Origin of the sequence: Xanthomonas sp. NCPPB 4467 (assembly GCF_041475665.2) — a bacterium.
GTDB lineage: Bacteria > Pseudomonadota > Gammaproteobacteria > Xanthomonadales > Xanthomonadaceae > Xanthomonas > Xanthomonas dyei.
The window spans coordinates 407,489-420,846 of sequence record NZ_CM191260.1; the positions used below are offsets into that span (position 1 = coordinate 407,489).

The window sequence follows — 13,358 nt, forward strand, 5'->3', positions numbered from 1 at the left end:
TCCGGAGCCCCGGCCTGTCGCCGGAAAGGCGTCATTCTACGGGGCCGGGACGGAACGCGGCGTGTGTCGCGCCGCTCCGAGGCTGCTCGGAAGCGGCTGACAAGGCCTTGCGAGCAGTCGTTGTATGCAAGCGGTCGGTGCGCGGCAGTTGCAGGTCGAGCGGTATCGCCGGCCCACGGACCGATCGCGCCGCCTGGCGGGGGAGCGCAGTTGGTCTGAGCGCTCCTCAGCTGCCGCGATAAGTGGAATACCCGTACGGCGACAGCAGCAGCGGCACATGGTAATGGCCGTCGTCGGCAATGCCGAAGGCGATGGGCACCTGTTCAAGGAACGGGGGGGCGGCCAGTGCCGTGCCGGTGGCGCGCCAGTAGCCGGCCACGTCGAATTCCAGCCGGTAGCGGCCGGGGGGCAGGGTCAGGGCGGCCAGCGCCGGGCAACGCCCGTCCTGGTCGGTGACCGCTTCCAGCTGCAGTGTGTCGCCGGCGAACAGGCGCAGCGGGACGCCAGCGGCAGGCCGGCCATTGGCGGTGTCGAGCACATGGGTGGACAGGCTGCTCATGCCACTGCCTGGGTCGGTTGCGGCCACTGGCCGAGGAATTCGGGTTGGTCGTAGGCCAGATAGCTGTCGACGATGGCCTGGCGGTCGTCCAGGAACAGCTGGTCTGCCACCGCGCGGGCCAGCCGCGGCAAGGCGACCTTGAGCCCGGACAGCGCTGCGGCCGAGGGGCCGTGGTTGATCAGCGCCGAATAGTTGAAGGCGAACAACCCGTGCAGTAGTGCGGCGTCGTCCGGCGTGCGTGGCAGCAGTTCGAAGCCCGGCCCCAGGTACGGGTGTGCATCGAGCACCGGGTTGGCCTGGCCCGGCGGTGCTTGATAGCGGTCTGCCCAACAGGCAATGCGGCCGGATAGCGCGGCCAGCTCCGGGCGCAGCTGCGGGTCGGTGACCAGGCCAGTGGCCACGGCCAGGAAATCGAAGCGGTGTTCGCCGTGCGGGGTACGCACCACCACCGCGCCATCGCGCTCGGCCACCTCCAGCCACGGCGCGCCCAGGTGCAGCGCAAAGCCAGGGTGCGCGCAGGCGCGCCGGAAGGTGTCGTTTGTGGGCGGTTGGTTGTGTGCGAAGAAGCTGGCCATCATCCGGTACTTGTCCGCATCGGGCAGGGTCAGAAACCGCGGAATGATGCCGGCCTGCTCCATGTGGCGGAACGGGTTGATGCGCGGCAATTCACTGCGGCGCACGAACACTTCGGCCGTGGCGACGCCTTGGTCCAGCGCAAAACAGGCGTTGTCGAATGCCGATGCGCCGCCGCCGAGAATGCCCACGCGCTTGCCGGCAAGCGCGGCGAAGTCGATGTGGCTGGAGGTGTGTGCGTAGCGGTGGCTGGGCAGGGCACGGCCGATCCAGTCCGGCACCACCCACTGGCCGCCGCCCTGGATGCCGGTGGCCAGGATCAGCTTGCGCGTCAGCAGCGGCGCGCCCATTGTCAGATGCAGCCGGTGGATGCCGGGCGCGACCTCCGGTTCGACGCGCGCCAGTTGCGTGGCGTTGCGCACCGGCAGCCGCAGCGCCGCGCGGTACCAGCGCAGGTAGTCCATCCAGCGGGCGCGCGGAATCTTGTCCAGCGTGTCCCAGGCGGCGCTGCCGTGTTGCGCCTCCCACCAGGCGCGGAAGGTCAGCGACGGCACGCCGAGGTCGATCGAGGTGATCTGCTTGGGTGTGCGCAAGGTTTGCATACGTGCATAGGTCACCCAGGGGCCTTCCTGGCCGGCGGGGTTTTCGTCGATGACCAGCACGTTGTGCACGCGCTCGCGTTGCAGTGCGAACGCCGCGCCCAGACCGCTCTGGCCGGCGCCCACAATCACCACGTCGTAGACATGCCCGGCCGGATGCACGCGCGGTTGCACCCAGGCATCGCCGCCGTGGGCCAGACGTTGTAGGTCGCGGGCGAGCTCGCGTTCGAGTTGGGCCAGGCTCATGGCAGTACCTCCAGGCGCAAGTGGACGATCTTGCCGATCTCGGCGAGGGCGGTGGCGATCTCGGCGTCGCGCGAGGCATCCAGGCGCTGCTCCAGCGCGGCCAGAATGCCGGCCTTGTCGTGCAGCCGCACGCAGATCACGAACGGGAAACCGAAGCGCTGGCGATAGGCCTGATTAAGCGCATGGAAGCGGGTGAATTCGTCCTCGCTCAACCGATCAAGACCGGCCGAGGCCTGCTCGGCCGCCGAGGCGGCGGTGAGCGTGCGGTCGATGGCCGCCTTGCCGGCCAGCTCCGGATGCGCGCGAATCAACGCGACCTGATCTTGCGGCGATGCATCGAACACCACCTGCATCAAGCCGCGATACACATCCTCGAACGGGCGACGGCGCGCGGCGCGCTCCACCACCCACGGCGAATGTTCGAACACCTCGCGATACCGCGCGACGAAGGCGGCATCGTCCAGCATACGGTCGTCGAGCGCGTTCATGCGTGAGTCCCTTGCAGCGACACGTGCGCGGCCACCACTTTCCAGCCATCGGCAAAGCGCACCCAGCTCTGACTCTGGCGACCGCGCGCGCTGCTGCCCTCGCGGACGAATTCGGCATGCGTGGTCGCGCAGTCCTGGCCATAGCTGTGCACTTCCACGTGCATGAGCTGGCGTTGCGGCGAGCCGCCGCGGCCGCTGCGAAACGCGCGGATCGCGTCGATGCCGTACAGCACCTCGCCCACGCCATACCGCACGGTGCTGGGCGCTGCATGAAACAGCGCATCCATCGCGGCGATGTCATCGCGCATCAATGCGCTTTCGTAAGCGTGGAAGGCGGCGGTCACCTGCGCGATCACCTCGGGCAGATCGATGTCGGCAGTGACAATGCTCATGCCGGATGCACCTGCAGCCAGTGGTGCGCGATATCGATGCGCCGCGCCACCCAGGCATCGCCGCTGGCCAGCACGTGATCGACAAAGCGCGCCAGTGCGGCCGCGCGTGCGGGCTTGCCGACGACGCGCCCGTGCAGACCGATCGAGAGCATGCGCCCGCCTTCGCTGCGCAACTGCTCGAAGCTGTCGCGCAGATAGCGAAAGAACGGTTCGCCATCGGCAAACCCGTTGTAGGCGACGAACTTCATGTCATTGGCATCCAGCGTGTACGGCACGATCAACTGCGCGCGGCCGTGGCGGGTGTCGTAATACGGCACATCGTCGGCATAGCTGTCGGCGTCGTAGACAAAGCCGCCTTCTTCGACAACCAGGCGCGCGGTGTTGGGGCTGGTGCGGCCCTGGTACCAACCCAGCGGACGGCTGCCGGTGACGCGGGTGTGCACCGCGATCGCCTGCGCGATATGCGCGCGCTCGGTGGCTTCGTCGATGTGTTGGTAGTCGATCCAGCGCAGCCCGTGGCTGGCGATTTCCCAGTCGGCGGCCTGCATCGCGGCCACTGCGTCTGGATTGGCGGCCAGTGCGTTCGCCACGCCGAACACGGTCACCGGCACCGCGCGCGCAGTGAACAGCCGATACAGCCGCCAGAACCCGGCGCGGCTGCCGTATTCGTACAGGCTTTCCATGGCCATGGCGCGTGCGCCGGTTTGGGCGTGTGCGCCGACCATTTCCGACAGAAATGCTTCGGATGCCGCATCGCCGTTGAGCACGCAGTTTTCTGCGCCTTCTTCGTAATTGATGACGAACTGCACGGCGATGCGCGCGCCACCCGGCCACTGCGCAGCTGGCGGGGTGGCGCCGTAGCCGACCAGGTCGCGCGCCGCGCTCATGCAGCGGGCTCCGCATGCCAGGCCGCCAAGGCGGCTTCCACTGCCAGGCCGGGCGTGCAGGCGTAGCCTTCGGCACGCAGCACCGCCTCCAGCGCGGCCAGGGTGAGCAGCACCTTGTGCTTCATCGCGTTGTAGCCCATCGCGCCGATGCGCCAGATCTTGCCTTGCAGCGGGCCGAAGGCGGTGCCGATCTCGATCTCGAAATCCTCGCGCATACGCCGCCGCACCCCGTCGTTGTCGATACCCGCCGGGATCACCACACCGGTCACGTTGGTCATGCGATGCGCCGCGTCGCCGAACACCTCCAGACCCATCGCGGTGATGCCGGCGCTCACCGCACGGCCGGCGGCGGTGTGGCGCGCGAACCGCGCGGGCAGGCCTTCCTGCAGCGCGACGCGTGCGCATTCGCGTGCGCCGTACAACATGGTGGTGGCTTCGGTGTGGTGGTTGAGGCGCTTGTCCGACCAGTAATCCATGATCATCGCCAGATCGAAATAATTCGATGCGATGCGTGGCCCGGTGCCGTTGACGATGTCGTTGCGCACGATGCCGCGTTCGACATGCCGGCGCGCAAAGATCGCTTCGGCCGCGCGCTCGGACACGGTGATCGGTGCCGAGCCGGACGGCCCGCCCAGGCATTTCTGCAGGCCGCCGGTGACCACGTCCACGCCCCAGCGGTCGCTGGCGATCTCCATGCCGCCGATGGTGGCGGTTGCATCCACGTAACTCAGCGCGCCGGCCGCGCGGCACAGTGCGCCCAGGCCATCGAGCGGCTGCGCCATGGTGGTGGAGGTGTCGCCGTGCACGGTGGCCACCAGTTTGGGCGCCACCCGTTCGATCGCCTCGGCAATGGCGGCCAGCGGCACCACCTCGCCCCATGGTGCATCCACGCTGTGCACGTCGGCTCCGAGGCGCTGCAGGATTTCGGTAAGCAACAAGCCGAAGCGGCCGAAGTTGATTACCAGCACGCGGTCGCCCGGTTGCACCAGCGATACCAGCGCCGCTTCGATGCCGGCACGCGCGGTGCCGTCGACCAGAAACGTCCAGCGGTTTTCGGTGCCGAACAATGGCCGGTACAGCGCCATCACCTCGTTCATGTAGGTGGTCATTTCCGGGTCGAACTGGCCCAACAGATCGGCCGCCATCGCACGCAGCACGCGTGGATGCGCATTGACCGGGCCGGGGCCCATCAACAGGCGTTGTGGTGGGTCGAGTTCGCCAAAGGTATGCAGGTGGCGCAGATCAGGTGACAAGGGGGTCTCCCAGGTGTTCGATGAAGTGGCGCATGACCGCCAGGGCGACCTCGGCATCGGCCGGGTCGACGTGTTCGTCCGGATGATGGCTGATGCCGCCGGCGCAGCGCACGAATAGCATCGCGGTTGGGCAGAGTGCGGCCATCGTCATCGCGTCGTGGCCGGCACCGGAGACCAAACGCCGCGGGGCGATGCCTTGCGCGGCGACAGCGTGGTCGAGCCGGGTCATCAGCGTCGGTGCGCATGGGCTGGCGGCGAGGGTTTGCAGCGGGTCGATGGCGATGGCGATGCCGCGCGCTGCGCCGATACGCGCCAGTGCCTGTTCGATGGCGCGCACCGCGGCATCGCGAGTGGCGTCGTCGCCGGCGCGCACGTCCAGCGTGCAGTCCACGCGGCCGGGCACCACGTTGACGGCGCCGGGTGCGAGCTGCAGCTTGCCGACGGTGGCGACCAGATCGTTGCTGCCATCGCGCGCGATGCGCTCGATCGCCAGCAGCGCCTCGGCCGCAGCGCTCAAAGCATCGCGACGCAGCGCCATCGTGGTGGTGCCGGCATGCCCGGCGCGGCCGTCGAAGCGCAGCGCGAAGCGGCGTTGCGCGGCGATCGCGGTGACGATGCCCACCGGCAGGCCGTCGGCTTCGAGCACCGGGCCTTGTTCGATATGGGTTTCCAGATACGCCAGCACGCTGCCCGGCGTGCGTGCGGCGTGCTGGATGTGCGCGATATCCATGTCCCAGTCTGCCAATGCGGTGGCGACGTCGATGCCGGCGGCGTCGGTCACCGCCAACGTGGTCGGGTCGAGCGTGCCGGCCACCGCACGGCTGCAGAACATCGAGGCCGGAAAGCGCGAGCCTTCTTCGTCGCCGAACGCGATCACTTCGATGGCGAATGGCAGGCGCCGCGCTTGCGCGTGCAGTGCGGCGACGCATTCGATGCCGAGCAGGATGCCGAGCGGGCCGTCATAGCGGCCGGCATCGCGCACGCTGTCCAGATGGCTGCCGATCAGCAGCGCGGGTGCGTCGGCCTGCGTGCCGTCGTAGCGGCCGATCAGGTTTGCCGCCGCGTCCAGGCGCACCTGCATGCCGGCCTGGCGCATCCACGTGCTCACCTGCGCGATGGCAGCGCGGTGCGCCGGGCTGAGCCAGGCGCGGAACAGTCCCTGGGGTGTGTCGCTGTAGGGCGCGACGCCCAGCGCATCGCAACGCGCCACCGCACGTGCGCCGGAGCCGCTGTCCGGTGAGAGGCGCTGGGTGCTCAGCATAGGGCGTGGTGCGGGTGAGCCGATCCACAGGCGCTGTACGGACCGCGATGCCATAGCGACTGATGCATGGAGCCTCCGCAGGCGGTAGGGAAGGGCGAGGCATCGCCGGGCGATGGCGTGCCCGGACGATGGCGTGGCGACAGGCGCTTACCGAGCGGGCAGCGCATTGAGATCGACTATACGAACCACCCCCGTCACCCCAAAGCGGTTTTTTTAGGGTCACGCGTTGCAAAAAATGCGACAGGCACCGTGGCCATGCGTCCCCTCTCCCATCGGGAGAAGGGGCCCGAAGGGCGGATGAGGGGACGCCGCAGAGAGCTGTCAGTCCCTGCAAAGACAAACGCCTCGCCACGCGTCTATAGAAGCGAGGCACCGCCTGCTTCGCCAAGCCCTCCTTCCCCAACCCCCGCTCCGCGCCCCGGCCCACACTTGCGGCGCGGGCGCACCAATGCACGCACGCCAGTGGCGCGCACGCCGTACCTTGGAGCCCCGCGGGAGAAGGACAATCACTGCGACGCCTCGAATCCAAACGGCTGCTACAGTCGGCGCATTCCATGAAAGAGATTCACCAATGGCGCGCGACAATTTCAAGGATTTGTTGGCGCTGATCGCCATCGTCCGCGAAGGCAGCTTCACCCGGGCCGCAGCCACGCTGGGCGTCTCGCAGTCGGCGTTGAGCCATACCATCCGCGGGCTGGAAGCCACCCTCGGCTTGCGCCTGCTGACGCGCACCACCCGCAGCGTGGCGCCCACCGAGGCGGGCGAGCGTCTGATTCAGACGGTGGCGCCGCGATTTACGGAGATCGAAGACGCGCTGTCGGCGCTGAGCGAAATGCGCGATACCCCTGCAGGCAACGTGCGCATCACCGCCACCGACTATGCCGCGCGCGCGATCCTGTGGCCCAAGCTGTCCAAGCTGCTGCAGCAATATCCCGACATCAACGTTGAAATGGTGATCGACAATGGACTGACCGACATCGTTGCCGATCGCTACGATCTTGGCGTACGTCTGGGCGACCAGGTCGAAAAGGACATGATCGCCGCGCGCATCGCGCCGGACATGCGCATGGCGCTTGTTGCATCGCCGTCGTACCTGGCGCGCCGGCCGCTGCCAAAAACGCCGCAGGACCTCACCGCGCATCGCTGCATCAACCTGCGTATGAAAACCGCCGGTGGCATCTATGCCTGGGAGCTGGAGAAGGACGGCCGCGAAGTCATCGTGCGCGTGCAGGGCCAGCTGACCTTCAACGGCACCTATGAAGCGGTGGACGCGGCCGTCGATGGTTTCGGCATCGCGTTCGTGCAGGAGGATCTTGCCCGCCCACATATCAAGGCCGGACGCCTGCGCTGGATCATGAAGGATTGGTCGCCCACCTGGCCGGGCCTGCATGCGTTCTATCCCAGCCGCAGGCATTCTTCGCCAGCCTTCAATCTGGTGCTGGATGCATTGCGTTACAAAGGCTGATGGGTATGCGTGGTGGTTGAACGTGCGCAGTTGTCGTGCGAATGGTTGGGCCTGCTTGGATCGGCGAGGCGTTGCTGAGATGAGTCGCACCCCGTGCTACGAACAGCGCGCAGACCCCAAAAAAGCTCCCGCCGGCGGATAGCGTCTACAAGATGATGTCTGCACGGATGCGCCACCCTCATGCGCATCCGGTATTCCGATCTGTACCCGCATAATTGCGCCGTCGAACTGCAGCGCATCGCGCGCCGCGCCACGATCAGCCTGCGGCCACGCTCATGAGTGCACCTCATAAGCCCGTGCTGCGCAGGTGTCTTACTCGGCGCAGGCAGACCACGTAACCTGCGCAACCTCCAGACACGCGCATGCCTGCGCCGCAATCATGCGCTGCATCACGTTTGTCGTGCGGCCGAAGCAGGCGCGGGCCGATGCGGTCCATCGCCGCCCGTGGCGCTTCCATCCCGAACAGCACACGCGCATCGCGCCCTCGCGATGCGCCCTGTGTCTTGTCTCCTACCTAAGGCTTCCCCATGCCAGCCAACACCTTGACCACCGACACAGCCCAACCCGATACCGTCGTTGCGACCCGCCAGACCTGGAGCGCGGTCGGCTCGATGTCGCTGTGCGTTGCGCTGCTGATCGCATCGGAATTCATGCCGGTGAGCCTGCTGACGCCGATTGCTGCGGACCTGCACGCAAGCGCCGGCATGGCCGGGCAGGCGATCTCCATCTCCGGCCTGTTTGCAGTGATTGCCAGCCTGCTGATCGCGCCGCTGTCGTCGCGTTTGAACCGGCGCCATGTATTGCTGGGTCTGAGCGCGGTGATGTTGCTGTCGTTGTTGTTGATTGCCAGCGCGCACAGCTTTGGCATGTTGATGGTCGCGCGTGCCTTGCTCGGCATCACCATCGGTGGGTTCTGGGCGCTGTCCACCGCCACGGTAATGCGCATCATGCCCGAGCATGCCGTGCCCAAGGCATTGGGCATCGTATTTATCGGCAATGCCGTTGCGACTGCCTTTGCCGCACCGCTGGGCAGTTACCTCGGCGCCATCATCGGCTGGCGTGGTGTGTTCTGGGGCATGGTGCCGTTGGTGGTGCTCGCCATTGCCTGGCAATGGCGCAGCCTGCCGTCGATGCCGGCGCAAGGTGCCAGTTCGCTGCGCGATATCGCTCGCTTGTTGAAGCGCCGCTACGTCGCTCGCGCGATGCTCGCGGTGATGCTTGGCTTTGCTGGCGCATTCTCTGCATTCACCTACTTCCGCCCGTTCCTGGAAACCGTCGCGCAGGTCGATGTGTCGCAGCTGTCATTGCTGTTGCTTGGCCTGGGCCTTGCCGGCTTCGTTGGCACCTATGCGGCCACCGCGCTGGTCGCCAAGCGGCTGTTCGGCCTGCTCAGCGTGTTGCCGGCCGCACTGGGCGTCGTCACGCTTGGCATGTTGCTGGGCGGCCACGTGCTGTGGGCGGTGGCGGTGGCAATGATCGCCTGGGGCACGCTCAACGCGGCAATTCCGGTGGCGTGGTCCACCTGGCTGAGCCGCTGCATCAAGGATGCGCCGGAAAGCGGCGGCGGCCTGATGGTGGCTGCGATCCAGCTGTCCATCATGCTCGGTGGCGCGCTGGGCGGTGTGTTGCTGGATCACTTGTCGATCGGCGCCACGTTCATTGGTGCAAGCCTGTTGTTGCTGGCGTCGTCGCTGGTGGCAAGCAACGGCGCGCGGCTACAGCCGTGATGCCAGCGCCCTCGCCGGCACGGACGCAGCAACGCGCAATGCGCGTTGCCTTAAGCGCCGCGTAGCGCGGCGGGTAAGCCAGGGCTGGAATCAGCCCATGCCGAATTGCTTGTGCAGCACCTTGTCCAGCAACGCGCGTGGCAAAAAGCGCCGGGCGAATGCGCCTTGCCGTGCCGATTTACCCGAGGGATAGCGCAGCTTGGGGTGCTGGTCGCGGGCCGCCCGCACGATGGTCTCGGCCACGCTGTCGGCGCTGTCGGCAACTGCCATCGCCGTGTCGTAGGCGCGCTGGTAGCTGGCGCGTAGCGCATCGTAGGCTGGCAGCAGGCGGTCCGCCGTTGCGGTGCCCGACTCGAAACCGGTCTTGGTGGCGCCCGGCTCGATGACCGCCACGCGAATACCGAAGCCGCGCACTTCATGATCGAGCGATTCGGAATAGCCTTCCAGCGCGTGCTTGGTGGCCGAGTAGTACGCACTGAAGGGTGCCGGCAGCAAGCCCAGACCCGAGCCCACGTTGAGGATGCGTCCGCTGCGTTGCGCACGCATGATCGGCAGCACCGCGTTGGTCACCCGCACCACACCATGCACGTTGGTGTCGAACAGCGCACGCACCTGCTCGATCGAGCTTTCCTCGGCGGCTCCGGTGATGCCGATGCCGGCGTTGTTGACCAACAGGTCGATGCGTCCTTCGCGCGTCTGTAGCGTGGCGATGGCGGCCTGCACCGACGCATCGTCGGTGACGTCCAGCGCCAGCAACGGAAAGCCGCGCTGCCCTGCATCGGCGCCGCGGCGGCTGGTGCCATAGACGGTGTAGCCGGCAGCGGCCAGTTGCGTGGCTGCGGCAAGGCCGATACCTGAAGATGCGCCGGTGACCAGCGCCACGGGATGCTTGGATGTCATGGAATATTCTCGATGGTCACGGCGAAGAAGAAACGCGTTGCCACACGTGGAGCGTGCGGTAATGCGCGTCTGTGTGGCTGTGCAGCCGGCTGACGCGCGGCGTGCAGGACTGTGTCGCCTCGCCCGCGCAGCCGTGTTGTGGATTGCGCTTAGGTGCTGGTGTGATACCGCTCGGCCGCATGCGCCTGGCGCAGGTTCGACAGCAGGCCCTGGCGGGCGCCGTCCAGTGCGTCCCAGCGTTCGGCCGCGTGCAGCGGCGGGATGGCGCCAATGCCACTGGAAGCGCCGGTGATCAGAACAGTGGGACGCGTGGTCATGACAGGTCTTCGGGTTGAGATGGAATTTATGATGATTATCATAATCTAAAAAAGCAAGCGTTTGCTGATGCTCGATATCGGGTCCTGCCAAGGACTGGCTGGATGGGCGCCGCGCGTGCTCGGGCAATCGGCCGGGCAGGGTGTTATTGGGTGGGCGCGGTGGAACCCCGTGCAGCGCGTTAGCCAGACTGGCGTTGCATCGACAATCCGAACGGCTGCCTGGGGACTTGCGAAGTCCGCTGCGTCAACGTGATCGGTGACGGGCGCTGTTTAACGCCTTGGCATGCGCGTCCTGCGTGCGCATGCCACGCCTACATCGCCGGGCATCGGCTGTCTCGGCAATGCAGTCGCGGCCGGCTAAGCCAGCACTGTTGGGCCGTGATTCCAGTGCACTCATCGAGCAGGCGCAATGCAGCAATCCCGTCGACATGGTCTGACTGGCTAGCCGCTGCATGAGGGAACAACCCGAAAACAGTGGCGGCGAAACGTCTAGCTCAGCGATGCTGCAGAAATCAGATCCTGCCGCAGGGCATCCACGCAGTCATCGACAAACGTGCGCACCTTGGATGAGCCCCGACGGCCTTCCACATAGACCACATGTACCGGTTCCGGTGCGATCTCGAACATCTCGAGGATGCACGTGAGTGTGCCGTTCTGGAGGTGTTCGCGGATCTGGTAAGACGGCACTTGCGTCAGTCCCCAGCCCTGCACTGCGGCACCGATGGCGGCCTTGGACGAAGTTACGCTGAGGCGTGAGCCAACCTCGACCACAGACTCACGCCCATCGATGCGAAACGGCCACTTGGGTGCGCGCTCCGAAGATGCCACCGAGAGGGTGCGGTGCTGCGATAGATCGTCTGGGTGCTGCGCAATGCCGTGTTCTGCCAGATAGCCCGGCGACGCGCAGACCATGCGACGCACGCTGCCCACCGGGATCGCGGTCAACGATGAATCGGGGAGTGCGCCGATGCGCACCGCGACGTCGATGCCCTCGTCCAGCAGTGGTAGCACGCGGTCGGCCAGAATGGCGCGTGCGGTGACCTTTGGATAACGACTGAGAAAGCGCGTCAACACCGGCATGACATGCAACGCGCCGAACATCTGCGGAGCCGTCACCGTCAGCGATCCGCTGGGGAGTGCGTGCAACCCGGCTGCTGTGTTTTCGACATCCTCCAGGTCGGCCAGCAGCCGTCGGCAGTCGATGGCGTACTGCTGTCCAGCCTCGGTGAGCCGCATGGTGCGGGTGGTGCGCACCACCAACAGTACGCCGAGGCGTTCTTCCAGCTGTGCGATGGTGCGTGTCACCGTGGCGGTGGAAATGCCAAGGCGGCGCGCGACGCCGGCAAAGCTCGCTTGCTCTGCAAGTGCGGCAAACAGCGTCATTTCCTGGATGCGGTCCACCGGCGCCTCACGCTTGGTTATCGCCACAGAGTAGCAGTGCGCCGCCGATGCACGGTGCGGGGCAGGGCGTGTGCAGGGAGCGCCGCAGCATTGCGAGCGCCGCAATGGTCAATTGATGGGCGCGGTGGTTCTGCTGGTGCGACGCGACGCCTAGCATGTCGATCACTTCATCCGATCTTCGATGTGCCATGACGCAGTCCGATTCACCCGTCGCGCTCAACGCCGATCACGCCAATGAACCCGGCCGCCGACAGATGCTTGCCTCATGCATCGCAACGGCATTCGCGCTGGGCGCTTGTGGGTTGCGTGCGGGCGAACGTCCCGGCAACACGCAGACCACTAAAGGAGCCGCTATGTCCCATGATCCAAGCATCAACGTGACCTACAAGACCCAACGCGTCGGCGATGTCGAGGTGTTCTATCGCGAAGCCGGGCGCGCGGATGCGCCTGTGTTGCTGTTGCTGCATGGCTTCCCCAGCGCCAGCCACATGTTCCGCGATCTGATGCCGTTGCTGGCACGCCAGTACCGCTTGATTGCACCGGACCTGCCGGGCTTCGGCAATACCACGGCGCCGCCACGCGGGCAGTTCGAGTACACCTTCGAACAGCTTTACAAGGTGATCGAGGGCTTTACCGAAGCACTGGAACTGCGCCGTTACGCTTTGTATGTGTTCGATTACGGCGCGCCGGTCGGGTTTCGCCTGGCTGCGGCAAACCCGCACAAGGTGAGCGCCATCATCAGCCAGAACGGCAATGCGTACCTGGACGGCTTCAGCGACCAGTGGGGTGCGTGGCAAGCGTATTGGCGCGAGCCGACTGACGCCAATCGCCAGGCGTGCCGCGCCTCGCTGTCGCCGCAGACCATCCGCGACTGGCAATACGGTACCGGTGCCGACCCGAGCAGGCTCTCGCCCGATGGCTACACGTTGGACATCGCGTACATGGCGCGCCCAGGTGCGGAAGACATCCAGCTGGATCTGATCCTGGATTACCGCAGCAATGTGGCGGCCTATCCGGCATTCCACGCGTATTTCCGCAAACATCAGCCGCCGTTGCTGGCGGTGTGGGGCAAGCACGATCCGGCATTTATTCCGGCGGGCGCGCAGGCGTATGCCAAGGACCTGCCGAAGGCCGAAATCCATCTGCTGGACACGGGTCACTTCGCGCTGGAAACGCATGCGCCAGAGATCGCGCAGTACATCGGTGAGTTCCTGCAGCGGACGCTTGCAGCGTCGACGTCGTTGCTGCGTTAACGCGGGGATTGCGGGCGCGGCGACAGGGCTGCGTCCG

Annotated in this window: 13 protein-coding genes; 3 read left to right on the forward strand and 10 right to left on the reverse strand. The window is 66.3% G+C overall.

Annotated features, from left to right (window positions below; genetic code table 11):
* Positions 1 to 226 precede the first annotated feature (226 nt).
* From uraH to ACCQ06_RS01710, 7 genes are read right to left on the reverse strand one after another with little or no spacing between them, the layout of a single operon-like run.
* Complete coding sequence (uraH, locus tag ACCQ06_RS01680) at positions 227 to 559, reverse strand: hydroxyisourate hydrolase (RefSeq protein WP_316689949.1); 333 nt, start codon at positions 557 to 559, stop codon at positions 227 to 229.
* Positions 556 to 1,977 (reverse strand): FAD-dependent urate hydroxylase HpyO, encoded by a 1,422-nt coding sequence (gene hpyO / locus ACCQ06_RS01685; protein ID WP_316689950.1) that lies wholly within the window; start codon positions 1,975 to 1,977, stop codon positions 556 to 558. The genes uraH and hpyO overlap by 4 nt, the downstream gene beginning before the upstream one ends.
* Complete coding sequence (uraD, locus tag ACCQ06_RS01690; protein WP_104615267.1) at positions 1,974 to 2,465, reverse strand: 2-oxo-4-hydroxy-4-carboxy-5-ureidoimidazoline decarboxylase; 492 nt, start codon at positions 2,463 to 2,465, stop codon at positions 1,974 to 1,976. The genes hpyO and uraD overlap by 4 nt, the downstream gene beginning before the upstream one ends.
* Complete coding sequence (gene hpxZ, locus ACCQ06_RS01695; protein WP_104615266.1) at positions 2,462 to 2,857, reverse strand: oxalurate catabolism protein HpxZ; 396 nt, start codon at positions 2,855 to 2,857, stop codon at positions 2,462 to 2,464. The genes uraD and hpxZ overlap by 4 nt, the downstream gene beginning before the upstream one ends.
* Positions 2,854 to 3,744, reverse strand: coding sequence for an allantoinase PuuE (gene puuE / locus ACCQ06_RS01700; protein WP_316689951.1), 891 nt, complete (start codon positions 3,742 to 3,744; stop codon positions 2,854 to 2,856). The genes hpxZ and puuE overlap by 4 nt, the downstream gene beginning before the upstream one ends.
* Positions 3,741 to 4,997, reverse strand: coding sequence for a pyridoxal-phosphate-dependent aminotransferase family protein (locus ACCQ06_RS01705; RefSeq protein WP_316689952.1), 1,257 nt, complete (start codon positions 4,995 to 4,997; stop codon positions 3,741 to 3,743). The genes puuE and ACCQ06_RS01705 overlap by 4 nt, the downstream gene beginning before the upstream one ends.
* Positions 4,987 to 6,258 (reverse strand): allantoate amidohydrolase, encoded by a 1,272-nt coding sequence (locus ACCQ06_RS01710; RefSeq protein WP_316689953.1) that lies wholly within the window; start codon positions 6,256 to 6,258, stop codon positions 4,987 to 4,989. The genes ACCQ06_RS01705 and ACCQ06_RS01710 overlap by 11 nt, the downstream gene beginning before the upstream one ends.
* A 571-nt stretch (positions 6,259 to 6,829) precedes the next feature.
* Here ACCQ06_RS01710 and ACCQ06_RS01715 point away from each other — a divergent pair.
* Positions 6,830 to 7,723 carry a LysR family transcriptional regulator gene (locus ACCQ06_RS01715; RefSeq protein WP_316692473.1) on the forward strand — a complete coding sequence of 298 codons (894 nt, stop codon included), beginning with the start codon at positions 6,830 to 6,832 and terminating at the stop codon, positions 7,721 to 7,723.
* A gap of 527 nt (positions 7,724 to 8,250) precedes the next feature.
* Complete coding sequence (locus ACCQ06_RS01720; protein ID WP_316689954.1) at positions 8,251 to 9,450, forward strand: MFS transporter; 1,200 nt, start codon at positions 8,251 to 8,253, stop codon at positions 9,448 to 9,450.
* Between the two features lie 90 nt (positions 9,451 to 9,540).
* Here ACCQ06_RS01720 and ACCQ06_RS01725 read toward each other — a convergent pair whose 3' ends face one another.
* The 3 genes from ACCQ06_RS01725 to ACCQ06_RS01735 all read right to left on the reverse strand — a co-directional run bounded on the left by ACCQ06_RS01725 (position 9,541) and on the right by ACCQ06_RS01735 (position 12,050).
* The gene (locus ACCQ06_RS01725; protein WP_311239146.1) at positions 9,541 to 10,350 is read right to left on the reverse strand and encodes an oxidoreductase; all 810 of its coding nucleotides are present in this window, start codon (positions 10,348 to 10,350) and stop codon (positions 9,541 to 9,543) included.
* 149 nt (positions 10,351 to 10,499) lie between these two features.
* Positions 10,500 to 10,667 carry a hypothetical protein gene (locus ACCQ06_RS01730; protein ID WP_228322798.1) on the reverse strand — a complete coding sequence of 56 codons (168 nt, stop codon included), beginning with the start codon at positions 10,665 to 10,667 and terminating at the stop codon, positions 10,500 to 10,502.
* Positions 10,668 to 11,156: 489 nt separating this feature from the next.
* Positions 11,157 to 12,050: a LysR family transcriptional regulator gene (locus tag ACCQ06_RS01735; RefSeq protein WP_316692474.1), complete on the reverse strand. Its 894-nt coding sequence runs from the start codon at positions 12,048 to 12,050 to the stop codon at positions 11,157 to 11,159.
* Positions 12,051 to 12,421: 371 nt separating this feature from the next.
* Between ACCQ06_RS01735 and ACCQ06_RS01740 the strand changes: the two genes are divergently transcribed.
* Positions 12,422 to 13,321 carry an alpha/beta fold hydrolase gene (locus ACCQ06_RS01740; protein ID WP_316689955.1) on the forward strand — a complete coding sequence of 300 codons (900 nt, stop codon included), beginning with the start codon at positions 12,422 to 12,424 and terminating at the stop codon, positions 13,319 to 13,321.
* Positions 13,322 to 13,358 lie beyond the last annotated feature (37 nt).